Raw genomic sequence first — 25781 nt, 5'->3', positions numbered from 1 at the left:
CCGCCGGGAGGGTCAAGGTGGGGGCGCCGGTCAGGGGGCGCCCAATCCCGAGGGCCGCGCGACCGGGCGCGGCAGGAAGGGGGCGGGCCGCACGAAGGGGCGTGCAATCGGGCGCAGCGTGGTCACGGGCGCCTGTGCCGTGGGTGGGCCAAGTTCGGGGTCCGGCAAGTCCGGCTCCGGGGGGCTGAGGGGCGGCGCGGGCGGTTCAGGCACCGGATCCGGTCGTGGCTCGAGGCGGCGCGCCGGTTCCGGCCCCGGCGAAGGCGGCGTGACCGGATCGGGCGTCGGCTCTGGTGCGGGTTGCGGATCGGGCGTGACGGCAGGCGACGCCTCGCGGACCGGCCCTGCCGGAGGTGGAGCCGCAGGTTGAGTGTCGATCCGGGGCAGGGCATCGGTCTTTGGCGCGACGATCCCGATGCCGGGCGCGCGCGGGGCGGCGGGTGCGCTCCGCAGGGCCGCGCGCGAGGTTTGCAACTCGGTGGCGGAAAAGGGGGCGGGCAATCGCGGTGCCTCTGGGGCCGGGCCGCTGGACGCAGGCCGCGGACGCGGTATCGGGTCGGCCTCGGGCGGTGCGGTGGGCACGGCCGGCATGCCGGGGGACCGGGGCACCGGCGTGCGCGTCGGTGTCAGCGGCCCCTTTGCGGGCGCCACCGGGGCGGTCTCGTCAGGCGGGGCATCGGGCGTTTCCGGAACGTCCGTTTCCGGCGGTCGATCCCAGGCGGCGACAAGCTCGCCCAGTTCCGCAGAGACCGGGACCAGCTTCAGGGCCGGATCAGAAGACTCTTCGTCCGGCAGCGCGATCAGCGCGAGTGCTACGGCATGGATGACCAGCGCCAGACCCAGGCAGACCAGGCCCTCGAATACGCGCCGCCCCGTCATTCCTTGGCCTCCCCGATGGTTACCAGATCGACACGGCCCGCCCCCGCCTCGGCGAGGCGGGACAGGAGGCGGGCCAGCAAGGCGGCCTGGGTCTCTTGCCCGGTCTGCAGGCGCACCAACCCGCCTGACGCTGCGGCACTTATGGCCTCTTCCCCGCGCAACGTGCCGAAGGTGACCATGCCCGACGGCGCGAGGATGAGAACGCGCTGCATCTCTGCGGGACTGTCGACCGCCAACTGGCTGCGCCTGGCACTGCCGGGATCGGCAAAATGCGCCGCCAGCAGAAAGAAGATCAGCAGCAGGAAGACCACGTTGATCATCGGCACCACCGGTTCGCGGCTGGGCCTGGCCGTGCCGGGCCAGAACCGGCGGGAGGTGCTGAGACGGGATCGGAACATAGATCTATTCTACCACGGTCAGCCCAGTCAGCCCGGCCTTGCGCAAGGTCTCCAGCACCTCGATCAGGCGCGCGACGCCGGTGCCGTGGGCAGGGCGGACCACGACGATATCCTGTGGTGAGGCCATCAACGGGGCCAGCGCGCCGGGCAGGTCCGTGACCGGCTGTCCGTTGAGCGTGACGCCTTGTGGCAACACGCTGATCAGCCGGGGCGGGCCGCTGTAGGCGCTGCCGCCCTCTGTGCTGGACAATAGCAACGACAGCCCCTCCGTCCCGCCGAACCGCGCCACCAGCATGAAGAAGACCAGCAGCAGGAAGACCACGTCGATCATCGGCGTCAGGCTGGGGCGGCGGCGGCGCGGGGAGGTGGGAAGGTTCAACATGGGTCAGGCGGTCTCCGGGGTGTCCTCTTCTTCCCCGGCATAGGCCCAGGGGGTGGTGAAGACGCGGGTCACGATGTCCTCGAGATCATGGGCCAGTCGATCCGCCATGCCGTCGAAGACCGAGAGCATGACGCTGGCGGGGATGGCGACGGCCATGCCGGCGGCGGTGGTCAGAAGAGCCTCCCAGATGCCGCCGGCCAATGCCGCCGGGTCGGCCTGCTGTCCGCTGTCCTGCAGCGCCTGGAAGGCGTCGATCATGCCCAGCACCGTTCCCAGCAAGCCGATCAGCGGCGCGATTGTCACCACGAGGTCAAGCATCCGCAGGCCAAGACGCGTTTCGGTCAGCACGGCCCGGGCCTGGCGGGCCGCCTCTTCGCGGGCGTCTTCCTCGGGGATCGAAAGGCGCGCCTGCATCGCGGCCTGTGCCACGCGGGACCGCGGCGCCGGATCAAAGGAGATATGGCTCATCGCCAGCGTGGTCTGCCCCTGGCCCCAGAAGCGCAGGGCGGTTTCGGCCCCGGCGCGTTTCCAGGTGCCCAGGCGCAGGAGTTGCCACAGTTTCCAAAGGATGAGCGTCAGCGTCAGCACCGAGAGGACCGCAATGGCCCAGAGCGCCGGGCCGCCGCGGTCGAGGACCTGGGTGAATGTGTTCAGGCTGTTCATCATGGTCGGGTCTTCCTGGAGCGACGATCGGGGCCTGTGACAGTGTTCTCATGAAATTGCACCTGGGGCGAGTGTTGCTGTGCCCCTGTTGGATGACATTCATTCTTACAGTGAAGGCGGAATAGGGGCGGATGAGGCGGCCGAGACCGACCCGGACATCGTGATCGCCGGGCCGACCTACCCGGTGCCCCACGCGGACGCGGTCCACCTGGACGGGGCCGGCGGGCGCGACTTCGGCCTGCAGTTCGGCAAGGTCATGTTCAAGCGGCTCTGGCGCGGCGAGGACTGGCACCCGGTGGAGCCGCGCCGGATCACGCAGCACAGCGCGCGGGTCCTGTCCTGCCGGTTCCACGTTCCCGAGCCGCCCCTGGTCTTCGACACCGCGACCGTCACCGACCCGGGCGACTACGGCTTCGTGGTCGAGGACGACAGCGGCACGGTGGCTATCTCGGAGCTGCGCATCCTGCGCGACACGGTGGTGATCACCACCTCGGCCGACATCGGCGCCAACCCGCGCCTTTCCTATGCCTACTACGGCACTGCCGGCAACGGCGGCGGCCCCGCCACGGGCTGTCGCGGCAACCTGCGCGACAGCGACCCCCACCACAGGCCCCAACGGCGCGAGGCTGTGGAACTGGGGCGTGATCTTCAACAAGCCGATCCCCTACGAGAAAGGAGCCTGACATGGCCACCCTGATCCGCCTTTCCGGAGTCACCACCGACAACGAGACCCTGCCGAGCCTGGCCGACTACGGCAGTCAGCCGCAGACCGGCCTGATCGACAGCATCAAGATGACGGCCGACATCACCGCGAACAGCGTCGCGGGCGGCGCTGCCCTGACCGACCAGTCCACCGCCACCGGCGGCAACGTCGCGACCTGGGCCGACGGCATCGCCACGCTGCCGGATCTCTCCGGCACGGGCGAGTACCACCGGTTCCAGATGACCAACGACTATGCCTCGCTGAACCGCACGCTGGCGGTGATCTACCGGGTGCCGGACACCAGCCGGTCGCAGACCCTCTTCGGGGTCTCGAACGGGTTCAACCTGTTGTCGAGCGACAGCCTGACGCTGAACTTCAACGACGGCGCCAACCAGAACGTGGACGTCGGTTCGGTCACAGCCAATGTCTGGAACAGCGTGATCGTGACCGAGGACGATACCGGGCTGCGCCTGGTGCACAACGGCGGCGCTATCCAGGCGGTCAACTGGGCCGACTACGCGGCCACGCCCGCCACGACCAACGTCACGATCTTCGGGCGCAACAGCGACACCTTCTCGCCCTATGGCGAGTTCGCCTTCCTCTCGGCCCACAACGTCGCGCTCAGCGACGCGGACCTTGCCAACTACGCCGCAGGGCTGGCCGCCTTCGCCGCCGGCGTGAAGGGCATCACCATCGGGGGGTGAAGGGGGTGTTGAAGGGGCAGGGGGTGAAGAGGGTGTTGAAGGCGCCTTCAACACCTCCGCCAGAGCGCGGTTTTGAAAGCGTCAGCCCCGGAAGGTCAAAACCGCGTTGCTGTAAACCTTGGTGTAATTCACTGCAAAACTTAGCGTCACTGTTAGGTGACACTTATTCTTACAGTGAAGGCGGAAGAGGGGCGATGAAGGCGGCAGAAGCCGGATCGGCCAATGAAATAAGGGCTTTCACAGGGGTGGAGGGTGACCCAGCGCGCCGCACCGGAGTTTTTCAGTCACACACAAAACTCGGCATTGCGGGCAGATTTGCGTCCCTGGGACCGAATCTTGGACTGTCGAGCTTTGGAAGGCTCAACCCCCTTTCAAACCTAGTTTAATTGGGGCGACGGGGCCGGTTGACTGACAATACCTGGATGATTCTGGAGCTGGAACTGGGACGGTCTGCGCCCGGTTCCATCTTGGCGTCCCAGAAAGAGGTTTTCGGAAGTGAAAACAAAGCTCTGGCGGAGCTCTTGATGCATTGGGGGCTGATCTCATCTGGGACGTGATTTCGGCCCATCTTGAATGTGCATAATCACGATGGAATTTCGGCGCCTTGACCGAACATACTCTGTTTGACAATTCCAGTTCAAAGACAGGTTCCTGGGCGGTTTCAATATCGCAGCACTGGCGATCCCAGAGGGTTGATTTCTGCCGCTGTATCTGGTTTGTGTCACCCGGAGAAGTTCATGTAAGGATTTGGAATTGCTAAATTTTAATGGATTTTGCCAATGCATTGTTGTTGCGGTGATCGTAGCTCTTCCGACCGCCACGTTTTCAGAGGAACCGCGTCAGTCGTTCCAGATCGCCCAAAGCTACAGTTGTGGTGGAACGTGTGGTCGGTTCGGAAGCTGTAGAGAGGCGGTCTACCAGTGGTGCGTATGTGGATACAGGCGAGCGGATGGCGACGGTGATGGCGTGCCCTGCGAGTCGCTCTGCGGGCAAAGTACGCGTTCCAATCTAGAAAGAGTTAGGCAGTATATGCGTGAATTCGGCTGTAGATGAGCCTGAGCGGCAATCATGAGGAATTGAACAGCCGGAATGCAGAAGTAGCTAAGAAGACCAGGTAGCCCCAGCCTAAGATTAGCATTAGGGCAAGCCCCAATCGACGGAAACGAGGTGGCCGCTGGTTTACGTTGGCCGGGCGGCCACCTCGAACTTGCATTGCATCCAAATGCAAAGGGACTTGGTTTCTTGCCATGCTTGGAACCTACACGCTCAAGGTTAATCCACAGTTAACTCTGTACGGACGGCGCCTTAACTACTTCTTAAGTTCGAACCACCTACGCTCAAGTTGTCTGCAACGTTTTGGGTACTCTCTATGCGCGATCATTCTTGGCTGCTTGAAGTCCTTTCCGACGTCGAACTGTACGCGCGCGGCAACGACTTACCCGATTTGGCGGAGGCGCTTCCCGCCGTGAGAAAGCTGGCCAGGCGCGAGATTGCGGCCATTCCATCACGGAAATCTGGTGGCTTTCCTATGAAGGGAGAGAACTTTGTAGTCATCGCGGACACCAGAGAGCCCAGCCCCTGTCCTGACCGGTAGTGGTCGCAGACAACTGACGGGCTTTTTATGCCAAACCAGATCCGCCGACGAAGGTTAGGGCGGGATGCCGTCGTTCGCTGCAGACTGCACGAAGGTCCGCAATGTCGCCGCTTGGCGCCGATCCGTGTCCTGCTTCGAAGAAGGCACCTTTCACACAAAGTGTTCCAAGAACAGGAGTTTGGCTCAAACAAGCTTCCGTTTGTCGCACTAGCGCCTACCCTTACGCTTTCGAGCTCTCTGCGCTCGCCGTTGCTTGCGGTTCAAATCTGGCCGTGAGGGGCGCGCGCCCGATATTTGGGTCATGATGTTGTCGACCGACGGAAACTCTTCCCCTTGATAGCGGCTTTCATTGAGGTTTTGGAGAACTCCCGCGTTTTCACAGTCTTTTCTTATCGCTGCCCGCTCATCATCAGTCCATTCATGTTGCTCAGCATAGATCATATCTTCAGATATGCCTGAACCTTGGTGTGGGGGCTCGCGCGAGATGCCAACTACACGTTTGAGGTGAGCGTGGCGTTCAAGCAGGCCTCGCGCGTAAATCAGCGAAAGGCCAGACCTCATCTCGCGGTATTTTTCATACCCTCCGCTTTTCTCCATCCAATCAAGATATTTCACTGTGAGGATGAAGAACGCGGTTTCGTTATCCTTTGATCCTTCAGGGCTCATCATCACGCGAGCAAATATATCGGACTTCTTTCCTTTCTCCAACGCGCCGATGACAGCTTCGGAATGAGCTCTCCGTATGAACCGAGGCACAAGTGCCATGAATCTAACAGCGAGTTCATTCTTCCGAAGGTCGAAGTCGTATCCCTCAAGCGTGATCGAGGTCCCATCGAGCATATGGTTTGTGAAAGCTTCGATAAGCCGATCCCAGAGGTAAGAAACCTCGTCTGCCCTCTTTTTTGCCTTGTATTGCGGGTTTTTGGTCAAGTCTGAGTAGTGCAGGTGGTCTATGGTGACCGGAGCGTCTTTTTCATCGACCACAAAGTCGTGGTCACCCTCGTCATTGATACGGGTTGAGTAGTAAGCGAGAAGGTTCTCCTCCCCATGCGCCTCCCTGAGTTTCCCGGATCGTACAAAACCTTCTTTTTTTGAAAGGTAGTCCGTGAAGTCTCGCACCGTGTCGAGTTCTGACATTACCACGTCGAGTGCAGCCTCATTGAAGACATGCACGAATGAGCCTTCGGGATCGATGTCGCCGATCGCAAATGGCAATGGACAGGTTTCGCCTCGCTTTCTCCAATAATGGTCACCGACAATGTTCGGGATTATTTTCAGACTGCTAGAGTGTCCCGAAGTGAAATCATGGCATGCCCCGGCGCATCCGTTGGCGACGACAACTCTGTGAACTTGCCGGGTTTCATTCGCAGGAAGATCAATCGGAAAGCGGACAGAACACGCCTTGTCCAAGAAGACCCGCTCCGGAAAGTCAGCCAACCATCGCTCCGCCCCTTTGGTTTGCTTTGCCGAGTCTCGGATTGCACGCTTCGCCCATCGAGACCATGCGACTTCGACATCACCACTGGGCCAATCAATCGTTTTCTCGCTGAAAATTATGACGTGTTCCCCGCACACGACCAGTAGGTCACACAGCTCCTTTCCGTCACCAGTCCCACCTATTTTCTGATCTCTATATGGGCTTGAGTAAGACCAAAGGTTCAGAAAAGACCGATCAGCCAAGCGTGCCAGATAGCGCTCAGAGTCAGTGAAACCTTCAGATTTCAAAACCGGCGGCCTGAGCTGTTCAGGTCGCTCGTCAATGCCGGAAGGCTTTCGCTCCATAGTTCTATTCCTTAAGGCACGCATTCATTTCCTGACTATCGCAACCTAAGGCACCTCCACAGCGAACGACAGCGAATATAATTCAAGCATCACAGATCAACTAAAACTTGTGTTCGAAGCGGTCATCAGTACCAGTTTGCACGGACGTCGGCATTGGGCCGTCTACGCTGGAAAGGGCACTGCGCAGTCGGACCACCCTTCGCGCTACGCTGCTCAGTCGTCAAACAGCTTATTGCATTTTTCATGCCTACGGGATAACAATGCTGCCCCTTCGGGATAACTACAACCGAGCGCATGGAAATCTCGTTCCCCTTCTGTATGAACGGCAAGAACCCTCGCGGTCGGCGGATCTTCTTTGATACAAAGATCGATGTTCGTCGGGTAAAGCGGGAAGCCCAAATCAAGCGCGTATGTGTTCAGCATACAATTCGCCAAAGAGTATCGCGAATTCGGGTCAAATACTTCAACTGCAACCTCGGCGACCCGTGGAGCACCCAGCGTTCCGAGCTTTCGCCGCAAAGCTTCGTTCCGTTGGTGAAAGTAGACAACTTCGCCCCCCCAGTTCCCTAAAAGAAGCTCGACCCCTCTATCTGTCACGCCGATCGGCGATGGGACGCAGAAAAATCGGTTCTCTCTTATCTCTTTCTGCGTTTTGAGCGAGCTTCCTTCTAGCAGTATTTCAAACTCTTGATCGGTAAGAAGGCGACGGCGCTTGAGCTCGGCCAACCGGGCTTGCATTCTTTCCGCAGTCGAAAGTTCAATCGCGCCCTTCATGGCAGCGACTTCAAAGTCGAGCAGTCGTGTGTAATGCCAGACGCGAATTTGGCGTCCTGCGAGAGCGCTGGCAATGTGGATTTGCAAGTCTTCGAACTGGCTAAAGTACCGGTTTCCTTGCAATTTCTCCGCCAGATGCTCGTTGTTGTCGAGACTTTCCAACCGTTCATCCTCACGGTGGTATTCTTCTAAAAGCGCTTGGTTTTCATGTAGAAATGCGAGAATTTCACGCCCGAACGTACTGCTATTCCAAACATCGACCAATTCAATGTCGGAAACATCGAACTTGCTCATCCCGACTTCCTCAAAACGACATCCCACGACCTCAGCGGCAAAGTTTTCCAAATTTTTCAGTTGTTCAAGTAGTCATTGCCTCAGTTGTTTCCGCCGACCACTCTGCGTTTGGCGAGTTGATATTTGCGCAAATGTTGCAGTCGCGATGAATGTCTCTCCTAGAAGGCCACGTCACATCATTGAAATCCACCGTTTTATGGCGGCTATGGGGGCTGGAACGGTCATCCGATGCGCTTGGATTGAAATTCGGCTTCGGGCCGGTTGACTCCTACCTCCACAAATGCCCGGACCACACAACCTCGCCCAAGATGTTCTGTGAGATCGCGTTCATGGCAGGGCCGGTATGGTACTCGGGTGGATAGCGTTTTTGATCGGGGTTGTCGCTGCGGGCGATGATCGTCGCGGCGCCTGGTATGAGCTCCAGGCGCTTGACCCGCGTGCCGTTGTCCGGGTCGTTGTAGACGTAGAGTTTACCCGCGGTGATCTCTTTCCGGTGCCGGTCGATCATGACCAGGTCACCGTTGGAGATTGCCGGCGCCATGCTGTCCCCGCGCGCGGTGATCAGGATGCAGCGGTCTGGGCGGATGCCAGTTTCGATCAGCCAGTCGCGTGGAACAGCGAGGTGATCTTTTGGCGGGGCGTCGAGGTTGACCACGCCGTGTCCGGCCGCGGCGCTGGCGTCGTACCTGGCGATGGTGGAGAAGCGTTCGCCGTTGAGCTCTGTGGTTGGTTCAACGGAGCGCGGTGGGCCGAAGGAGATCTCGATCCCAAGCGCTTCACAGACTTCAGAAATTTTTGCGAGCTTCGGACCGGCGCCGTTTTTATTCCTCGGGTTTAGAATGTTCCTGAGTGTGTCGGGTGGCAGGTTGTAGGCTTGCTCAGCAGCAAATGGCTTCATGCCCAGCTGTTCAAGCCGGTCTCTGATTGCTTGTTCGAACCGCATCTTAACATCCATGTCATCGGTACATGTACCGAGTAAAATTCTCCTTGACTATCGGTAAGTGTACCAAATACTAATTTGGTATGAATACCGAGGCAGAGTAATGAAATCAATCCGCAACCTTGTGACCGACGTTTTGACGTTGGCGGGAGCGTATACAGCGCACACCGGTCTGGCAGAGAGCACAGTCTCGACCTTGGCCTTGAATGACGGAAAGCGTCTTCGTGTGTATCGCGAGGGCACTCCAAAGGGGCGGCCAGCTTACATCACGCCAGACCGCTTCCTTTCCGCCCTGACCTGGTTCTCCGAGAACTGGCCGTCCGACTTGGAGTGGCCAGCGGAGATCGAGCGTCCCGCCGCCGAGACCGCCAGCAAAGGAGCCGCGTGATGCCGCACGGCTGGTGGATCATCCCCTTGGCCATTGCCGGGTTTTGCCCGTGGCTGGCCGTTCTCAAGCTGACAGGAGTGCTGTGATGCTGGCCCGTGCCGACGTTGTCCTGCGCGCGCATATGGCGGGCGCGGGCCTCACCGACCGCGAGCGGATCGCCCTGGGTGCCACGCTGATCGAGACGGTGATCGATCCCCGCTATCACCCCGAACTGGCCTACACGGTCACGCATCTGCGCGACCATGCCGAGGCGCTCCGGGACGCTTTCTTTGACCTCGAAACACCGGGCGGGCCTGGCACAGGCAAGGCCACCACTCACGAGCAGATGGGCCTGTCCGGATCCTGCGGCGCGCGTGCGCTGCAGCCCCTCACGCCGCGTGCCGCCAGCTCCTCCCGGGGGCGCGCGGCGTGGGATCGGATCGTCCGCGCCGAACGGTGGATCAGTGACAGCTGGATCGGCGACGGGATCGCCGGTGTCTGCATCGCGATCCTGCTGATCGGCGCGTTGTTTGCCCCCCTGTTCCTGCCCGTTTGAAGGAGCGTTCAATGCCCCCTGAAACCCGGAAAAACCTGTGCGACCTGCGCTGTCTGATGGCACAGGCTCGCGCCCATCGCCGCCTCGCCTCCACGGCTCAACGCCTGGGCCAGATTGATACGGCTGCCCAGAACATCGGGGATGCCCTGGCGCTGGAACGCGACGCCATCGACCGGCTGAACGCCTTGGAGGCCAGCGGCACGCTGATCGCCATCGAGGCCCTGGTGGCCAGCGCCACCAGCTATGCACGGGAGCGGCGCCATGTCTGATCCGTTCGAAGTCAAGAAGACCGGTTACGGCTGGGCGGTGTTCGACCGCCGGACGCGCAAGAAGGTCACCAACCAGGTCAGTTCGCGCGATGTTGCCGATGAGCGCTGTAAGCAGTTGAACCACGACGCGCGCCGCCGCCGTCGCCCCTGCCTTTGCTGCAGCGCGCCCTTCATCAGCGAAGGACCGCACAACCGCATGTGCAACGGGTGTCGGCGCGGAGCGGATCCCTTCGACCGCCGCCAAGGGCTGTCCGCATGAACCATGCCTCGATCAAGTCCGCGCGGCTGCAGCGTGTCCTCAAGGTGCTGAGCGACAAGCGCGAGCATTCCACGCTGGAGATCATGACGCGGGCCAAGGCGCCCGCCGTCAGCGCGATCATCTCCGAGCTGCGCTGCATCGGCGCGAAGATCGACTGCACCCGCCGCAGCGACGGGCCGAATGGCGAGCCCCGCTGGTACTACAAGATGACGAAGGGGCCGCGCGCCGATGGGTAAGATCATCACCACGATCACCGAACTTCCGGTGGATGAGATCGACATGGGCAATCGCCTGCGGCCAGTCAGCGTCGCCGGGGTCGAGGCGCTCAAGACCTCGATCCGCGAGTTGGGCGTGATCAAGGACCCGATCCATGTTCGCAAACTGAAGAAGGGCGGCAAGATCGTCCTTTTGGCGGGCGGACACCGACTGACTGCCGCGCGCGAGCTGCGCGACGAAGGGGTCGACGGCTACGAGACGATCAAGGTCACCTGCTGGAACTGCACCGACGACTTCGCGCAGTTGATGGAGATCGACGACAACCTGGCGGGCGCCGAGCTGTCGGCCCTGGATACGGCTGTCTTCCTGGCGCGTCGCAAGGAGGTTTACGAGAAGATGCATCCCGAGGCCAAAGCCCAGATCGGGGCAGGCCTCGTGGCTAAGCGCTGGGATACGGCGGACACGATGTCCGTCGTATCCTTTGCCGAGGCCGTGGCGCAGACGATGGGCGTTTCTGACCGCCATGTGCGCCGCCTTGTGCGGGCTGGGACGGTGCTGGACCCGCGTGACATTCAACTTCTGCGTAGCGCTCCGAAACCGGTAGCGCTGGCCGATTTGATGGAACTGTCGAAGATATCCGAAGTGACAGATCGATACGACGTGGTCGATCTCATGTCCAAGGGCGAGGCCAAAAGTGCCGCCGACGCCGTGCGCCAGGTGAAGGCCGCGCGCGGTGAAGGCCCTGCGCCGAAGGATGCCACCGACGCGAGCTATGCCCGGATAGTTGATGCCTGGAAGCGCGCCAACAAGGCCGCGCGTCGTCGGTTCCTGGAGGAGCATGGCACCGAGGTTTGGTCGCTTCTGGATGAAATGGACAAGGGGCTCTCCGAATGACGACCGCCCCCGCCAAGACCTGGTGGACGGCCGCCGAGATTGCCGAGGCCTGTCTGCCAGACATGCCCACGACCAAGCGGCGCGTGAATGATCTCGCCCGTCGTCATGGCTGGGCCAGCCAGCCCGGCAAGGTGCGCCGCCGCAAAGGTCGGGGCGGGGGCCTCGAATACCATGTCAGCCTGTTCCCGACGCGGGCCAAGGTCGCGCTGAGCAAAATGCATGGACTGCATGACCCGGCCCCGGAGACGCCCAGGCGGTCCCGCGACCAGGCCTGGGCGGAATTCGACAAGCTGAAGGCCAAAGTCAAGGAAACCGCCGAGATGCGCCTCACGGCGCTGCGCGAGGTCGATGCGCTGGAACGCGCGGGCATGACCCGCACCGAGGCAGTGCGCGCCGTGGCCCGGCAGACGGGCAAATCGGAAAAGACCCTCTGGAACTGGCTGGCCCTGGTCGAGGGCATCGCGCCCGAGGATTGGCTGCCCTACCTGGCGCCCGCGTCAGGCAAGGGGCGCAAGACGCAGACGCCGCTGGATGACGCGTTCCTCGACCTGGTGAAGACCTACTTCCTGACCAAATCGCAGCCGCCTTTGACAGCGGCCTATGACTGGGCCGAGGAAGTTGCGCAGAAGGAAGGCATTCCGGGTGCGCCGCACCATTGCCGAGACCGTGCCCGAACATGTGCAGGTCTACCTGCGCAAAGGCGCTCATGCGCTGAGCCGGTATTTTCCGCACCAGACTCGCGACAAGACCTACATGCACGCGATGGAGGCGGTGCAGACCGACTATCACAAGTTCGACGTCTTCATCCAGTTTCCGGACCGCGAGAAGCCGGGCCGGATCCAGATGATCGCGATCTCCGACATCTACAGCGGCAAGTTCCTGGCCTACCGCCTTTCGGAGACGGCGAACGGGCACACGGTCCAGCTCGCCTTTGGTGACCTGGTCCGCCGCTACGGCATCCCGCAGCACTGCCTGATGGATAACGGGCACGAGTTCGTCAACAAGGTGATGACCGGCCAGACCGAGCACCGGAAACGCTTCAAGCTGGTGCAGGGTGAGGTCCTGGGCCTCTTCCCGCTCCTGGGGATCGAGCTTCATTTCGCGACGCCGGGCTGGGGCCAGGCGAAACCCATCGAGCGCGCCTTTCGCGACCTTTGTGACCGCGTCGCCAAGAACCCGGCCTTCGTCGGGGCCTACACCGGGCGCAACACGGTCGAGAAGCCGGAGAACCACGGCGCGCGGGCCATCCCGCTGGAGGACTTCCGCGCGGTCCTGGAGCGCGAGATCGCGGCGCATAACGCCCGGCGGGGCCGGCGGTCGGAAGTGGCCAATCAACGGTCCTTCGACGAGGTGTTCAACGAGAGCTACGCGGCCTCACCAATCACCAAGGCAACCGAGGAACAACAGCGCCTCTGGCTGATGCGGGCCGAGGGTGTCCGGGCGGATCGCAAGAATGGCGAGGTCTCGATCTACGGCTCGCGCTACTGGGCCGAGTGGATGTGGCAGATCGCGGGCAAGGACGTCACCGTTCGGTTCGACCCGGATGATCTGCATGCCGGGCTGCTGGTCTACCAGATGGATGGCACCTTCCTGGGTGAGGCGCCGGTCAAACGTGCGGGTGGGTTCCTGTCGGTGGCGGATGCCAGGGAACACAACCGCGACAAGAAGGCGTTCAAGCGCCTGACGCGGGAACAGGCCCGGATCGAGAAGAAGATGACGGATGCGGCCGCGTCCAAGCGGCTGGCGGCGGCGCGAGAGGATGCGCCGGGCGACGGGTTGCCGGATGCGGGTGTGATCCGCTTGCCCAAGATCCATCCGGCCGCGCCCAAGGGCGGGCGCCGCAGGGCCGAGGTTCCCGAGGAGGAAGAGCGCCTGACGGCCCGGGTCACGAAGCTGGAACAGCGCCGCGCCTCCCCGAAACCGGACGAGCGCGATCCGGACGAGGATTTCGCGCGGGCGCTGGAGCTGGAGCAGATGCAGGACGATGGCCAGCCCATGACGCCCGAGCAGGCGGACTGGCTCGCCCAGTACCAGACAACCTCGGAATACCGCTCCCGTCTGCGGATGCACCGGGCGCTGGGCAAGAACAACGAATGAATAAGGAGCAGAACATGCAAGGCGATCTGGCCCCCCTCCGCAACGTCGCGGCCCTGCTGGAAATGGTCGACCAGCTGCAGCACCGCAGCGTCACGCTGCCCGGGATCGGTGTTTTCTTCGGGCGGCACGGCGCGGGGAAAACCTCGGCAACGACCCTAGCCGCGAACGAGTACAACGCCCATATCGTGCAGGCCAAGAGCACCTGGACCCGCCAGCACATGGCCGACGTGCTGCTGGAAGAGCTGGAGATGAAGGGGGTGCGCGGCACGCTGCCCCGCAAGGCCGACGCGATCAGCCGTGCCCTGGCGCTCTCCGACCGCCCGCTGATCATCGACGACGCGCAGTACCTCATGAAGTCCGGCATGATGGACGTGGCCCGCGACATCTACGAGGGCTGTTTCACGCCGCTGATCTTCGTGGGGGAGCCGGACTTCGAGGCGAACCTGACCAAGTGGCCGAACATCTACGACCGTGTCCTGGTCAGCACCGAGACCTTGCCCTGCAACGCGGCCGATGCTGGCCACCTGGCGCGCATCTACTGCGCCGGGGTCGAGGTCTCGCCCGACGTCCTCGACGAGTTGCTGCGCCTGACCGATGGCAGCGCGCGCAAGCTGAGCGTCAACTTCGAGAGGATCCGTGAGGCGGCGCGACGGCGGGGGCAACGCCAGGTCGACACCGACTTCCTGTCGCTGGTGAAGCTCCACGGGATCGGCGGCGCGATCAGCGCCCAGTTGGTCAACCAGCGCAAGCGGGGGGCGGCATGAGCCAGGACTTCCGCAGCCCGATGGAGCGCGATGCCTGGCGTAAGGTCGAAGGGCTGGCCGAGTTCCATTGGAAGGACCTCGAAGAGATGAACATGTGCGCCGAGACCGCGCAGAAGTTCATGCGCCGCTGGGCGCGCCTGGGGTGGATCCGGGTGTCCCGCAAGGACGGCCATCGCAAGATCTACGTCAACGCTGCCCGGGCGATCCCGGTTGTGCCGTCGGTCAAGGCCGATCCGACGCCCGAGGGAAACATGTGGCGCGCCATGCGCCGCATGCCGAACTTCACCCCGACCGACCTGGCGGCGCACGCCAACGCGGGCGGTGTCGAGGTCACAGTCGAGAAGGCCCGCTCCTACTGCCGGTCGCTGCTGGCGGCGGGCTACCTGAAGGTGCGCGAGACCGCGATCCCGGGCAGGCGTCAGCCGCGCTACCAGTTGATCCGCAACACCGGCCCGCAGGCCCCCGTGGTGCGCCGGGTCAAGGGCTTGATGGACCCGAACGAGGGCGAGTTCCAGCCGTTGAACGGTGGGACATCATGAGCGCGCTGGAGAAAGCCCGCATCGGCTGGGGGCCGGAGTTGCCGACCTGGATCCGCGAACTGGCCCAGGAATGCGACCGCACCAGCCAGAACAAGGCGGCGCGCCGGATCGGGCGCAGTGCCTCCCTGGTCTCGACCGTCCTCTCCCGGACCTACACGGGCGACATGGCGGCGGTCGAGGAGAGGGTGCGCGGCGCCCTGATGGGCGAGACGCTGGTCTGCCCGGTCCTGGGCGAGATCGACAAGAAAGTCTGCCGCGACTGGCGCGGGCGTTCGACCGCCTTCTCGTCGCGCAACACCCGCGCGGTCCAGATGTTCCGCGCCTGCAATCGCTGCCCCATGAACAAGGAGAACGGGAATGCCTGACACCCCCATGACCGAGCAGAGCAAACCCGGCGTCATCGACGTCGATGGGACCCCGCACATGAAGGACGCGAAGGGGCGGCTGCAGCCGCTCTCGACCGTCAAGGCCCAGGACCAGCTGCAGGACGAGGTGGTCCGCAAGGTGATCGGCTACGCCAGGGAGCTGAGTTGCCAGGTCAGCCGGTTCAAGAACCACACCTTCGAGGACCTCTCCGGCTTCGAGGCGCTGCTGGCGCAGGAGTACGGTGAGACGCGCGGCGGTGCGAAAGGCAACAAGACCTTCATGAGCTTCGACGGGTGCATGAAGGTCCAGGTCCAGGTGGCCGACCAGATCGACTTTGGCCCCGAGCTGCAGATCGCGAAAGACCTGATCGACGAGTGTCTGAACGAATGGGCCGCGGATGCAGGCGACGAACTGCGCGCTGTCGTGACCCGCGCCTTCAACACCGACAAGGCGGGTCAGATAAACCGCGCCGAGATCTTCATGCTGCTGCGCCTGGAGATCGCGGACGAGCGTTGGAAGAAGGCGATGGAGGCGATCAAGGACGCCATGCGCGTCGTCGGCTCCAAGACCTACGTCCGCTGCTACCAGCGCGACCACGGCGAGGCGCCCTGGGAAGCCATCACCATCGACCTGGCCAAGGCGTGAGGGAGCGGGTGATGCGCCGGACCTTTGTCAGGTCACATGTTCCAGTAGAAGGTCTCGTCGGGTCCGCCGGGCCAGAGCTTTCCGGGTTGGGCAATCGCGATGGTGGCCCCGCTCATTGCCAGGGCCTCGGCCTCGGTTTCTGCGCGCGCGTAGCCCTGCCGCCTGTCGGGCAGGTCGCGATCTACCTGGATCATGATCTTGAACACCATTCGATGACTTTCCGGCAACCGAGTTAACACGGGGTTACTTTCATGACCGCCAATATGATCCGCACCATTCAGGTCGGTTGCCGCCAGCTCGGGATCGACGCGGACACCCGGCACGATCTGCAGTTGCGCCTGGTGGGCAAGGCGAGCCTTTCGGAGATGTCCGACGATGAGCGCAAGCGCATCCTGGACGAGCTGAAGGCGCGCGGGTTCCGGCCGTCCTCGGGCAAGCGCCCCAAGGCGCCCCGCGCCGATCTGCGCCTTGTCCATGTTCTCTGGGCCAAGCTGGGCCATGCGGGTGAATTGAAGGACCCGACGCGCAAGGGGCTGAACAAGTTCATCCAGAAGCGCTTCGGCGAGGCCTGGGGCTTTGTCCCGGCCGACATCGACGGGCTGCGCGATCACGACAAGATCGACGCGGTGCTGCAGGCCCTGATCCAGTGGGGGAAGCGGGCAAAGATCGATTTCGAATGGTCGAGGATCGGCAAATGAAGAAGCCGCGCCACAGGGTCACCGATCATGCCTTCCTGCGCTACCTGGAGCGGGTGCAGGGCATCGACATCGAAGCTGTCCGGCGCGAGCTCGGCGCGCGGATCGACGCCGCCTGCGAGGGCTTCGAGGGCATGTGCGCGGTGAACATCGAGGGCATCTCTTTTCGCCTGAGCCAGAACGGCAATGTCACCACTTGTTTCGAGCGGAACCGCCCCGAGAAGGGCCACAGCGGCCCGCCCCGGAAACGCGACATCGAATGACCGAGCCGGTGGCATATCCGCGCCACCCGGCGCACCTGGATCCCTATATCGAGGTCCTGGGGCCGCGCATGGCGGTCAGCTTCCTGGTCATGTTCGGTGGCTCTCCTCTCTATTTCCCCGACGATCCCCGCGGCCGCAGTGCGGCCGAGCAGCTGATCGGCGCGGAAAAGCTGCGGGAGCTGAGCGGGCGCATGCCCTCGAACAGGGTCACGATCCCGATGCCGAAGAACTGGCTGATCCGGGCATTGCATGCCGAAGGCCTGTCGATGTCGCAGATCTGTCGTGCCCTGAAGACCAGCTATACCAACGTCAAGCGCACTCTCAGCGAGACGCGTGCGCTGCAGCCTCCGACGGATCCGGACCAGCTGTCCCTCTTCTGACGACAACCTTGCCAACGTAAACAGCCGTTTCAACCCGGCATTCTGACCCCGTTCAACGGGGGTATCAGATGTCCAGGAAACATGACGTGCGCCGGATGGCCGAGGAGATCGTCGCCCGTGAGGGCGGGTTCGTGAACGATCCCGACGATCCGGGCGGTGCGACCAAGTACGGCGTCACGATCCACACGCTGCGCAACATCCCCTGGGGGGATCTGGACGGAGACGGCGACATCGACGTCTTGGACGTGCGCGCGCTCTCGCGGGAGCATGCCGTCACGATCTTCGAGGAGCGATACTTCTTCGGGCCGCGCATCGACGAACTGCCCGAGGCGCTGCAACCCACCGTCTTCGACATGTATGTCAATGCGGGCGCCAACGCGGTGAAGATCCTCCAGCTTCTGCTCTGTGAAATGGCCCCGCCAGAGATCGCCATCGATGGCGTGATCGGTCCCCGGACCATCGCCGCCGCGAACCGGGCCTGGGAGCGGGCCGGGGCGTTCCTGGTCGATGCCTACGGGATCGAACGGCGCAACTTCTACTTCCGCATCGCCGACCGGCGCCCGGCCAGCCGCAAGTACGCCCGCACCCGGGCGGGTGGCAAGGGCGGCTGGATCAAGCGCGCCGAGGCGTTGATCTCGCCCGAGTACCACATGACCGATGCGCAGTTTCAGGCGCGGGTGGCGGCATGGGGTTGATCGGGCAGATCCTCTCCACGCTCTTCGGCGGTGACCGCAACGCGGTGCGCGAGATGGCCGAGGTGTTCCGGGTCAACGCAGAGGCCGCGTCGAAACGCGGCCATGACCTGGACAGTGCGGCGCTGGAGCAATTCGCCGCCGAGTTCTGTCAGCGGACGCGCCGCACCTGGTGGGACAGCCTGATCGACGGTCTCAACCGTTTGCCGCGTCCGTTGCTGGCGCTTTGGGCGCTCTGGGTGCTGGTCTGGACCCCCTATGACCCGGTCTTCATGGCGCAGGTCTTTGCCGCCTGGGCCGTGATCCCGCAGAGCGTCTGGGCGGTGATCCTGGTGATCGTCACCTTCTTTTTCGGAGGGCGCCAGCAGGTGAAGGGCCTCGACTTCCAGCGCGACGTGGCGGGCCTCCTGACCCAGACGCAAGCCGTCCTGAAGAGCCGCGACAGCCTGCGCGCCCTCGACGGCGATGAGACGCCCCAGGCCTCCGATCCCGTGCTTTCCGACAATCCCGCTCTCGATGCCTGGCGGGCGTCGAAGTGATCCAGAAAGGACCCGCCTTGTGAGCTATGACCTGATCAAAATCCTCCTGGATGGCGCCGCTCTTGTCATCTCCCTGGTCGCGATGTCCGTCGCGGTGATGCGCACGCGCCAGTCCGCGCTTGATGATCGCCTGAAGACCGGATCGGGGCGCATGGATGACCAGGACAAGCGGATCAGCTCGCTTGAACAGACGGTTGCCAGTCTGCCTGCCAAGGAAGATCTGCACGGGCTGGAGCTGCGCTTTGGCGAGTTCGGCGCGCAGCTTTCCCGGATCGAAACCACCGTCTCGTCACGCAGCGAGGAGACGAAACGTCTCTACGTCGCGGTTGAGCGGATCGAGAACTACCTTTTAAACATCGGGGGCCGGCCATGAGCTACGCCGAAGAACTGCAGCAACACGCCCGCCTGGCGATCCTGCGAATGCTGGAGGACGCGCCGCGCTACACCTCCAATGTCTCGATCATGACCGATCTTCTTCCGCGCTTCGGGATCACCTATTCGCGCGACCAGGTGGTGACCGAGCTGAGCTGGCTGGCCGAACAGGGCATGCTGACCACCGAGGAGCTGGCGGGCGGCTTCATCGTCGCTACCGCCACCACGCGCGGCGTCGAGATTGCCCAGGGCATCGCCAAGCATCCCGGCGTCCAGCGCCCCCGGCCGGGAAGCTGACATGCCGCCGCCCAAGAAGCTGGACCTGATCCCGGAGGAGCTGCGCCGCTGGCTGGCCGAGGAGCTGCGCGACCGGGGCTTCGCCGACATCGTCGATGTCACCGAGGCGCTGAACTTCCGTCTGCAGGAGGCGGGTCTTGAACTGTCGGTGGGCAAGACGGCCGTCGGCGATTTTTCCAAGGCGCTGAAGGATCAGCGCGAAGCCTTCGCCATCGCCGAGACCCTGCTGTCGGATCTCGACATCGAGGCCGAGGGTGAGCTGCACAAAGTGCTGATGCAGATGATCGCCACCAGCGCGATTCACATGATCCAGTCGGTTCGTGCCGAAGATCAGCACCTCGACCCCAGGGACCTGATGAGCCTGGGCCGGATGCTCAAGGACCTCATGAGCAGTTCGGGCATGCGCGAGAAGCTTCTGGCCGATGAGCGCGCCCGTGTCGCCCGCGAGGCGCGCGAAGTGGCACAGGCGGAGATGGACGAGGCGCTGGAGGCCACGGCCACCGAGGCAGGACTCTCTGCCGAGATGCTCGACCGCCTGCGCAGGGGCGTGCTGGGGCTGCGGTCGTGAGCCGGTCGCGCGCCCAGGTCAATGCGATCCTCCTGGTCGGTGACCACCACTGGCGCAAGGGGCCGAAATGGCGGGCCGCACTCGCCTGGTGCCTCGGTCGCCGCGAGGTCTTTGTCACCCACCTCGGCGATGCCGCCAAGGTGCGCTGGTGGCGGGGAGAACCCTACCTGGTCTCGCTCAGGCCTCGGCGCCCGGGGCTGCCAGGACGGGTCCTCCCGGCCGAGGCGACACCGTCGAAGAAGTGACCGCCATGACGCAGCCTGTCCTCTCCCGCAATCCCGAGGAACTCCCCGCCGATCTACCGCGCGGCGGGGACATCCCGGCGGATCTCGACCCGCTTGCCGAGGGCATCCTCATGGAGCACCAGAAGACCTGGCTGGAGGATACCTCTGACCTCAAGGTCTGCGAGAAAGGGCGCCGGACGGGGATCACCTTTGCCGAGATGCTGGGCTGCACCCTGATCGCCGCCGCCAAACGCTCCGCCGGCGGGCAGAACTGCTTCTACATCGGTGACACCAAGGACAAGGGCCGCGAGGCCATCGGCTATGTCGCCCATTTCGCCAAGGTGGTGGCCGGCGAGCTGGGGCAGGTCGAAGAGTTCCTCTTCGAGGACCAGCAACCCGACGGCACGACCAAGCAGATCGCGGCCTACCGCGTGCGCTTTGCCTCTGGCTTCCGGGTCGAGGCCTTGTCGTCGAACCCGGCAAACATCCGCGGCCTTCAGGGCACCGTGGTCATCGACGAAGCGGCCTTCCACCGTGACGTGCGCGAGGTCATCGATGCGGTGAACGCCCTGCTGATCTGGGGCGGCAAGGTGCGGGTGATCTCCACCCACAACGGGCACCTGAACCCGTTCAACGAGCTGATCCGCGAAGCCCGGGCCGGCAAGAACGGCTTCGAGGTCCACACCTACACTTTCGGCGACGCGGTGTTGAACGGTCTCTTCAACCGGGTCTGCCTGATGAAGGGCGAGACCTGGTCGCAGAAGGCACAGGACGCCTGGGAGGCGCAGATCCGCAGCTCCTACGGCGCGCGCGACGCCGCGATGAAGCAGGAGCTGGACGCGGTCCCCTCGGAGATGGCCGGTGCCGCGCTGACGCGGGTGCAGATCGAGGCCTGCCTGGTCGAAGGCGCGCCTTTCCACCGCTGGCACCAGCCGGACGCCTTCAAGAACGCACCGGAGGAACAGCGCAAGGCCGAGACCTTGGCCTGGTGCGAGGAGCATCTGAAGCCGGCCCTCGACAGCCTGGACCCGAAGCGGCGGCACAACCTGGGCGAGGACTTTGCCCGGTCCGGCGACGCCACCGACATCGTGATCCTGGAAGAGGGCGAGGACCTGCGCCAGCGCTGCAGGCTGATTGTCGAGATGCGCAACATCCCCTTTGGCCAGCAGAAGCAGGTCTTCTTCTACATCGCCGACCGTTTGCCCCGCTTCATGAAGGGGGCCGTCGACAAGACCGGCAACGGCGCCTACCTCGCCGAGGAGGCTGCCATGCGCTACGGCAGCCGGATCGAGGAGGTGAGCTTCAGCCGCGAATGGTACGCCTCCGAGATGCCCTCCTACATCGAGGCCTTCACCGACCGCACCATCGAACTGCCGGCCCATGCCGACGTGCTGGCGGATCACCAGGCGCTGCAGTTCGTGGACGGGATCATCCGCGTGCCGCGCGACTTCCGCTTCAAGGGCAGCGACGGGCTGGACCGTCACGGCGACAGCGCCGTGGCCGGGGCGCTCGCCTGGTACGCCAGCCGGCAGACCGGCACCGAGATCGCCTACCAGCCGGTGACAGAACGCCGGGACGGTCCCGAGGACAGGGACAATGACCGGCCCTGGTGGCGCCAGCCGCTGGGCGCGCGCCTGCGCGGGGGGATCCTCTGATGCCCGCGCTGACAAAAGGCCCAAAGGGGCCGGGAGCAGTACCAATGCTCCCGACACGGGGAGCCAGCTATGCCACCCCGCCGACCGTCACAACCGTCCGGCCGCCCGATGTAGACCCTGCACGGCAAGCGGTAAAGAGAAGGTTAACCGACATGAGCGATCCAGAACTGCGCCAGGCGCGCCCCATCGCCCCCTACCTGGGCGGCAAGCGCAACCTGGCGAAACGGATCTGCGCGATCATCGACGCCACCCCGCACACCACCTATGCCGAGCCATTCGTCGGCATGGGCGGGATCTTCCTGCGCCGTCGGCGGGCTGTGCGGGTCGAGTTCATCAACGACTTCAGCCGCGAGGTCTACACGCTGTTCCGGGTCCTCCAGGAACACTACGTCGCCTTCCTGGACCTTCTGCGGTTCCAGATCACGACACAGGCAGGGTTTGAACGGCTGATCGCCGTCGATCCGGACACCCTGACCGACATGCAGCGCGCTGCACGGTTCCTCTTCCTGCAGCGCTGCGCCTTCGGCGGCAAGGTCAGCGGGCGGAACTTCGGCCTTTCAACCGACCGTCCCGCCCGGTTCAACCTGACCACGCTGGAGCCGGACCTCGAAGCCCTGCACGAGCGCCTTGCCGGGGTCACGGTGACCTGCCTGGACTTCGCGGAGTTCATCAGGCGGATCGACCGCGAGGGGACGCTCTTCTACCTCGATCCGCCCTACTGGGGCAGTGAAGGCGACTATGGCAAACAGGCCTTCACGCGCGAACGCTTTGGTGACCTGGCCGATCAGCTCCGCCACGCCAGGGGGCGGTTTCTCCTGTCGATCAACGACGTGCCGGAGGTGCGCGAGATCTTCGACTGGGCCGAGCTGGCGCCGGTCCGGACAACCTATTCCGTCGCCAGGGGCGCAGCCCAGACCGGCCGGGGCGAGCTGCTGATCTCGAATTTCCCGCTCTCGGCCGATCCACCCGCAAAGGAGTGACCTATGACCCAACTGGTCGATCAATGGGGCCGCCCGGTCCGTCGGCGTGAGCTGACGCGCGAGGTGGCAGGCCCCTCCCTGACCGGCGTCCGTTCGCCGCTCACCGGCTATCCCGGCGACGGGCTCGATCCGCGCCGCCTGGCGAACATCCTGCGCGAAGCGGACGAAGGGCATCCCGAACGCCAGCTGGAGCTGGCCGAGGCGATGGAGGAGCGCGACCTGCACTATGTCGGCGTGCTGGGCACGCGGAAGCGGTCTGTCACCCAGCTCGACATCACGGTCGAGGATGCCAGTTCGGAGGCGACCGACAAGCGGATCGCCGAGGATCTGCGCACCTGGCTCCTGCGCGATGAGCTGGAGGAGGAGCTGTTCGATATCCTCGACAGCATCGGCAAGGGTTATTCCTTCACGGAGATCATCTGGGAGCAAAGCGCCGGTCAGTTCTGGCCGGTGCGTTTGGAGGCCCGGGACCCGCGCTGGTTTCGGTTCGACCGCCGCGATCTGAAGACGCCAATCCTGATCGGTGAGAACGGCCAGGACGAACCGCTGCCGGCATACAAGTTCATCCATCCCCGGATCCGGGCCAAGAGCGGGATCACGCCCCGGTCTGGGATCTGTCGGGCCGTGACCTGGGCCTATCTCTTCAAGATGTACACGCTGCGGGACTGGGCGATCTTCACCCAGACCTATGGCCAGCCCCTGCGCGTGGGCAGGTATCCGGTGGGAGCTTCCGAGAAGGACCGGAACACGCTGTTCCGGGCTGTGGCGAACATCGCCGGGGACTGTGCCGCGATCATGCCCGAGGGCATGGAGATCGAATTCGTGGAAACCGGCAATGTCGGCGCCTCGGTGGATCTCTACGAGAGTCGGGCCGACTGGCTGGACAAGCAGGTCTCGAAGGCGGTGCTGGGCCAGACCGCGACCACTGACGCCGAGGTCGGCGGGCTGGGGTCCGGCAAGGAGCACCGGATGGTGCAGGAGGACATCGAGCGGGCGGACGCCAAGGCGCTCTCCGGCGCGCTCAACCGGGACCTGGTGCGGCCCTGGGTGGATCTGAACTATCCCGGGCACGGTCGCTACCCCCGGATCGTCATCGCCCGGCCAGAGGCCGAGGACCTTGCCAAGTGGATGCAGACCGTGGGGGAGGCCGTGGATCGCGGGCTGGCCGTGGCAGAGGACGATGTCTATGCCAAGCTCGGCCTGCGCCGGCCCTCCGAAGGGGCCAAAATCCTGCGTCCCGGGGGGCAGAATGCGCCGCAGGCGCCGGGTCAACCGGGGGCAGGGGACGGAAACCCTCCTGAGAGCGCCGTTAAATACCCATTGAATACCCTTGCCGCTCTTTCGGCGGCGGTTGGCCGTGACGACGAGAGAGGCCGCTCAGCGGGCGGCACAGCGCCTCTCGACATCGCGGTCGACCAGCTGGCCGAGGAGGCCGCACCTGAGATCGAGGCGATGCTGGGGCAGATCGAGGCGATGATGGGCTCGACCGAGAGCCTGGAGGAGTTGCGCGAGATGCTGCTGGGGGCTTATCCGGCGGTTTCGCAGGAGGCGCTGGCGGAGGTCCTGGCGCAAGCCTTCATTGCGGGCGATCTTGCGGGGCGCCTGATGGCCGAGGACGGCGATGGCTGATCTCGCCACGAGTTTTCGGAAGCCGTTCAAGGAACAGGTGGCGGCCTTCCGGCTCCGCCTGGGCAACCATGTGCCCACGGCCAAGTGGGACGATCTGTGGAAGGCGCAGCACGACCGCGCCTTCATGGTGGCCGGTGCCGCCAAGGCGGACCTGCTGGCGGACCTTGCCAAGGCCGTCGAGAAGTCCATCGCCGAGGGCACCAGCCTGGAAGAGTTCCGGCGTGACTTCCGGCAGATCGTCGAGCGGCGCGGCTGGCATGGCTGGACCGGGGAGGGCACGAAAAAGGGCGAGGCCTGGCGCACCCGGATCATCTACCAGACGAACATGCGCACCAGCTACGCCGCCGGACGGCATGCTCAGTTGGTCGAGGGCGGGTTCAAATACTGGGTCTATCGCCACGGCGGCGCGCTGGAGCCGCGCGAGCAGCACCTTGCCTGGGACGGCTTGATCCTGCCGGCCGACCACCCGTTTTGGGCCACGCACTATCCCCCGAACGGCTGGGGCTGCAGCTGCTATGTCGTCGGCGCCCGCTCGTTGCGGCAGGCGATACGCCTCGGCGGCAACCCGAAAGTCACACTACCCGAGAACTGGCGGGATCTGAACCAGAAGACCGGCGAACCGGATGGGATCGATCGAGGCTGGGGCTATGCGCCGGGTGAGAGCATAGTGCAGGAGGTCTTTGCGCAGATGAAGGGCAAGGCGGTCAACCTGCCGCCCAAGCTGGCTGATCAATTCACGCGGGACATTGAAGAGCCTGCGCCTCCGTCGCTGCCCACATTGAATGACGTCTACACCCAGGTGCTTGGGGATGCAGGAAAGGCCACGGATCACGTCAGTGCATTGCGCAATCGGGTATCGCAACATGTCGACGCCTCTCTGACACTGGATCAGAAGGTCGCCATCAACGTCTATACAGGGCATGAATACGGGGCGATCAATGCGGCCTTGCGCAATGCCCAGGAGGGGGCGGAGACGTCCGGCTATCTTGCACTGGCGACCCTCATCGATGATGCCTTGCACCAGCTTCCCGACTACACGCAAACGGTTTGGCGAGGCGTCTACGCCAAGCCGGGCACGGATCTTCGCAACGTCTTTGCCGGAATGCGCAAGGGACGCGTCGTCGAGTTCCGCAGCTTTACCAGTACATCCAGAACGGCCGAGGCTTCATTCGGCGGCGGCATTCGCCTTGAAATTGAGAGCGCGACAGGCAAGAGCATTGAACACCTGTCACGACACCCCAATGAACAGGAGGTGCTGTTTGCACGCGGGACCCGGTTTCGCGTCCTGCGGAAATGGACGGAAAAGGGCACAATCCACATCAGGCTTCGCGAGATAAGACCCGGGGAACGGCCTGGTCCCAATCCTGTGGCGCTGAGTCTGGAATTCGGATAGAATGATCCA

At 63.8% G+C, this 25781-nt stretch carries 33 protein-coding genes and 1 pseudogene; 26 read left to right on the top strand and 8 right to left on the bottom strand.

What is annotated here, in order from left to right; all coding sequences use genetic code 11:
- Window positions 1–30: 30 nt before the first annotated feature.
- Genes G9Q80_RS24040 through G9Q80_RS24025 form a run of 4 tightly spaced genes read right to left on the bottom strand, consistent with a single transcriptional unit; the run spans window position 31 to window position 2325 of the window.
- A complete protein-coding gene (locus tag G9Q80_RS24040) occupies window positions 31–879 on the bottom strand; it encodes a hypothetical protein (RefSeq protein ID WP_088715490.1) in 849 nt (282 codons plus the stop codon).
- Window positions 876–1277, bottom strand: coding sequence for a biopolymer transporter ExbD (locus G9Q80_RS24035; RefSeq protein ID WP_088715491.1), 402 nt, complete (start codon window positions 1275–1277; stop codon window positions 876–878). Before G9Q80_RS24035 ends, G9Q80_RS24040 begins: the two co-directional genes overlap by 4 nt.
- Before the next feature lie 4 nt (window positions 1278–1281).
- Window positions 1282–1659: an ExbD/TolR family protein gene (locus G9Q80_RS24030; RefSeq protein WP_088715492.1), complete on the bottom strand. Its 378-nt coding sequence runs from the start codon at window positions 1657–1659 to the stop codon at window positions 1282–1284.
- A gap of 3 nt (window positions 1660–1662) precedes the next feature.
- Entirely contained in the window at window positions 1663–2325 is a 663-nt protein-coding gene (locus tag G9Q80_RS24025; protein ID WP_229754769.1) for a MotA/TolQ/ExbB proton channel family protein, read from the bottom strand.
- An 85-nt stretch (window positions 2326–2410) separates the two neighbouring features.
- On the opposite strand from G9Q80_RS24025, the gene G9Q80_RS24020 reads away from it, so the two are divergent.
- Together G9Q80_RS24020 and G9Q80_RS24015 are read left to right on the top strand one after the other, a co-directional pair.
- Window positions 2411–3019 (top strand): hypothetical protein, encoded by a 609-nt coding sequence (locus G9Q80_RS24020; protein ID WP_133066412.1) that lies wholly within the window; start codon window positions 2411–2413, stop codon window positions 3017–3019.
- Window positions 3007–3729, top strand: coding sequence for a hypothetical protein (locus G9Q80_RS24015; RefSeq protein ID WP_088669805.1), 723 nt, complete (start codon window positions 3007–3009; stop codon window positions 3727–3729). Before G9Q80_RS24020 ends, G9Q80_RS24015 begins: the two co-directional genes overlap by 13 nt.
- A gap of 1801 nt (window positions 3730–5530) precedes the next feature.
- On the opposite strand, the gene G9Q80_RS24010 is transcribed toward G9Q80_RS24015, so the two are convergent.
- From G9Q80_RS24010 to G9Q80_RS24000, 3 genes are all read right to left on the bottom strand, one after another.
- The gene (locus G9Q80_RS24010; RefSeq protein ID WP_133066413.1) at window positions 5531–6760 is read right to left on the bottom strand and encodes a hypothetical protein; all 1230 of its coding nucleotides are present in this window, start codon (window positions 6758–6760) and stop codon (window positions 5531–5533) included.
- Between the two features lie 558 nt (window positions 6761–7318).
- The gene (locus G9Q80_RS24005; RefSeq protein WP_088715495.1) at window positions 7319–8173 is read right to left on the bottom strand and encodes a hypothetical protein; all 855 of its coding nucleotides are present in this window, start codon (window positions 8171–8173) and stop codon (window positions 7319–7321) included.
- Between the two features lie 268 nt (window positions 8174–8441).
- Window positions 8442–9116, bottom strand: coding sequence for a S24 family peptidase (locus G9Q80_RS24000; protein ID WP_157903838.1), 675 nt, complete (start codon window positions 9114–9116; stop codon window positions 8442–8444).
- 470 nt (window positions 9117–9586) lie between these two features.
- Here G9Q80_RS24000 and G9Q80_RS23995 point away from each other — a divergent pair, with 470 nt between their 5' ends.
- From G9Q80_RS23995 to G9Q80_RS23950, 11 genes and pseudogenes are all read left to right on the top strand, one after another.
- Complete coding sequence (locus G9Q80_RS23995) at window positions 9587–10036, top strand: hypothetical protein (RefSeq protein ID WP_088715498.1); 450 nt, start codon at window positions 9587–9589, stop codon at window positions 10034–10036.
- An 11-nt stretch (window positions 10037–10047) separates the two neighbouring features.
- A complete protein-coding gene (locus G9Q80_RS23990; RefSeq protein ID WP_088715499.1) occupies window positions 10048–10305 on the top strand; it encodes a hypothetical protein in 258 nt (85 codons plus the stop codon).
- Entirely contained in the window at window positions 10298–10564 is a 267-nt protein-coding gene (locus tag G9Q80_RS23985; RefSeq protein ID WP_088669798.1) for a hypothetical protein, read from the top strand. Before G9Q80_RS23990 ends, G9Q80_RS23985 begins: the two co-directional genes overlap by 8 nt.
- Window positions 10561–10800, top strand: coding sequence for a hypothetical protein (locus tag G9Q80_RS23980; protein ID WP_088672212.1), 240 nt, complete (start codon window positions 10561–10563; stop codon window positions 10798–10800). The genes G9Q80_RS23985 and G9Q80_RS23980 overlap by 4 nt, the downstream gene beginning before the upstream one ends.
- On the top strand, window positions 10793–11674 hold the full coding sequence (locus G9Q80_RS23975; protein WP_088715500.1) for a ParB/RepB/Spo0J family partition protein: 882 nt from the start codon (window positions 10793–10795) through the stop codon (window positions 11672–11674). Before G9Q80_RS23980 ends, G9Q80_RS23975 begins: the two co-directional genes overlap by 8 nt.
- Window positions 11671–12282 (top strand): annotated as a pseudogene (locus G9Q80_RS28340) (DNA-binding protein); the annotation flags it as partial. The gene G9Q80_RS23975 and the pseudogene G9Q80_RS28340, both read left to right, overlap by 4 nt.
- A 145-nt stretch (window positions 12283–12427) precedes the next feature.
- Window positions 12428–13771, top strand: coding sequence for a transposase domain-containing protein (locus G9Q80_RS28335; RefSeq protein ID WP_232788228.1), 1344 nt, complete (start codon window positions 12428–12430; stop codon window positions 13769–13771).
- Between the two features lie 14 nt (window positions 13772–13785).
- A complete protein-coding gene (locus G9Q80_RS23965; RefSeq protein WP_157903839.1) occupies window positions 13786–14535 on the top strand; it encodes an AAA family ATPase in 750 nt (249 codons plus the stop codon).
- Window positions 14532–15074, top strand: a complete 543-nt coding sequence (locus tag G9Q80_RS23960; RefSeq protein WP_232786171.1) for a hypothetical protein — start codon at window positions 14532–14534, stop codon at window positions 15072–15074. Before G9Q80_RS23965 ends, G9Q80_RS23960 begins: the two co-directional genes overlap by 4 nt.
- Window positions 15071–15439, top strand: a complete 369-nt coding sequence (locus tag G9Q80_RS23955; protein WP_069210835.1) for a hypothetical protein — start codon at window positions 15071–15073, stop codon at window positions 15437–15439. The genes G9Q80_RS23960 and G9Q80_RS23955 overlap by 4 nt, the downstream gene beginning before the upstream one ends.
- Window positions 15432–16085 (top strand): DUF3164 family protein, encoded by a 654-nt coding sequence (locus tag G9Q80_RS23950; protein ID WP_232786170.1) that lies wholly within the window; start codon window positions 15432–15434, stop codon window positions 16083–16085. Before G9Q80_RS23955 ends, G9Q80_RS23950 begins: the two co-directional genes overlap by 8 nt.
- Window positions 16086–16117: 32 nt before the next feature.
- Here G9Q80_RS23950 and G9Q80_RS23945 read toward each other — a convergent pair whose 3' ends face one another.
- On the bottom strand, window positions 16118–16294 hold the full coding sequence (locus tag G9Q80_RS23945; RefSeq protein WP_184757103.1) for a hypothetical protein: 177 nt from the start codon (window positions 16292–16294) through the stop codon (window positions 16118–16120).
- A gap of 42 nt (window positions 16295–16336) precedes the next feature.
- Here G9Q80_RS23945 and G9Q80_RS23940 point away from each other — a divergent pair, with 42 nt between their 5' ends.
- From G9Q80_RS23940 to G9Q80_RS23880, 13 genes are all read left to right on the top strand, one after another.
- Entirely contained in the window at window positions 16337–16783 is a 447-nt protein-coding gene (locus G9Q80_RS23940; protein WP_088715502.1) for a regulatory protein GemA, read from the top strand.
- Entirely contained in the window at window positions 16780–17043 is a 264-nt protein-coding gene (locus G9Q80_RS23935; RefSeq protein WP_088715503.1) for a hypothetical protein, read from the top strand. Before G9Q80_RS23940 ends, G9Q80_RS23935 begins: the two co-directional genes overlap by 4 nt.
- A complete protein-coding gene (locus G9Q80_RS23930) occupies window positions 17040–17423 on the top strand; it encodes a hypothetical protein (protein WP_069210831.1) in 384 nt (127 codons plus the stop codon). The genes G9Q80_RS23935 and G9Q80_RS23930 overlap by 4 nt, the downstream gene beginning before the upstream one ends.
- A 68-nt stretch (window positions 17424–17491) precedes the next feature.
- Window positions 17492–18118, top strand: a complete 627-nt coding sequence (locus tag G9Q80_RS23925) for a holin-associated N-acetylmuramidase (protein ID WP_232788229.1) — start codon at window positions 17492–17494, stop codon at window positions 18116–18118.
- Entirely contained in the window at window positions 18109–18654 is a 546-nt protein-coding gene (locus tag G9Q80_RS23920; RefSeq protein ID WP_088715505.1) for a 3TM-type holin, read from the top strand. The genes G9Q80_RS23925 and G9Q80_RS23920 overlap by 10 nt, the downstream gene beginning before the upstream one ends.
- Before the next feature lie 19 nt (window positions 18655–18673).
- On the top strand, window positions 18674–19027 hold the full coding sequence (locus G9Q80_RS28600) for a DUF2730 family protein (RefSeq protein WP_069210828.1): 354 nt from the start codon (window positions 18674–18676) through the stop codon (window positions 19025–19027).
- On the top strand, window positions 19024–19323 hold the full coding sequence (locus G9Q80_RS23910; RefSeq protein WP_069210642.1) for a VpaChn25_0724 family phage protein: 300 nt from the start codon (window positions 19024–19026) through the stop codon (window positions 19321–19323). Before G9Q80_RS28600 ends, G9Q80_RS23910 begins: the two co-directional genes overlap by 4 nt.
- Window position 19324: 1 nt before the next feature.
- Window positions 19325–19891 (top strand): phage protein Gp27 family protein, encoded by a 567-nt coding sequence (locus tag G9Q80_RS23905; RefSeq protein ID WP_088715506.1) that lies wholly within the window; start codon window positions 19325–19327, stop codon window positions 19889–19891.
- Complete coding sequence (locus G9Q80_RS23900; protein WP_088715507.1) at window positions 19888–20136, top strand: hypothetical protein; 249 nt, start codon at window positions 19888–19890, stop codon at window positions 20134–20136. The genes G9Q80_RS23905 and G9Q80_RS23900 overlap by 4 nt, the downstream gene beginning before the upstream one ends.
- Before the next feature lie 5 nt (window positions 20137–20141).
- Window positions 20142–21770: a hypothetical protein gene (locus tag G9Q80_RS23895; protein ID WP_232788230.1), complete on the top strand. Its 1629-nt coding sequence runs from the start codon at window positions 20142–20144 to the stop codon at window positions 21768–21770.
- 152 nt (window positions 21771–21922) lie between these two features.
- On the top strand, window positions 21923–22750 hold the full coding sequence (locus G9Q80_RS23890) for a DNA adenine methylase (RefSeq protein ID WP_088715508.1): 828 nt from the start codon (window positions 21923–21925) through the stop codon (window positions 22748–22750).
- A 3-nt stretch (window positions 22751–22753) separates the two neighbouring features.
- Window positions 22754–24379 carry a DUF935 domain-containing protein gene (locus G9Q80_RS23885; RefSeq protein ID WP_088715509.1) on the top strand — a complete coding sequence of 542 codons (1626 nt, stop codon included), beginning with the start codon at window positions 22754–22756 and terminating at the stop codon, window positions 24377–24379.
- On the top strand, window positions 24372–25772 hold the full coding sequence (locus G9Q80_RS23880) for an ADP-ribosyltransferase domain-containing protein (RefSeq protein WP_088715510.1): 1401 nt from the start codon (window positions 24372–24374) through the stop codon (window positions 25770–25772). Before G9Q80_RS23885 ends, G9Q80_RS23880 begins: the two co-directional genes overlap by 8 nt.
- The last annotated feature ends 9 nt before the right edge of the window (window positions 25773–25781 follow it).

Source organism: Mameliella sp. LZ-28, assembly GCF_012274245.1.
Taxonomy (GTDB): Bacteria; Pseudomonadota; Alphaproteobacteria; order Rhodobacterales; family Rhodobacteraceae; genus Antarctobacter; species Antarctobacter albus.
This window is presented reverse-complemented; position numbering and strand designations above follow the sequence as displayed.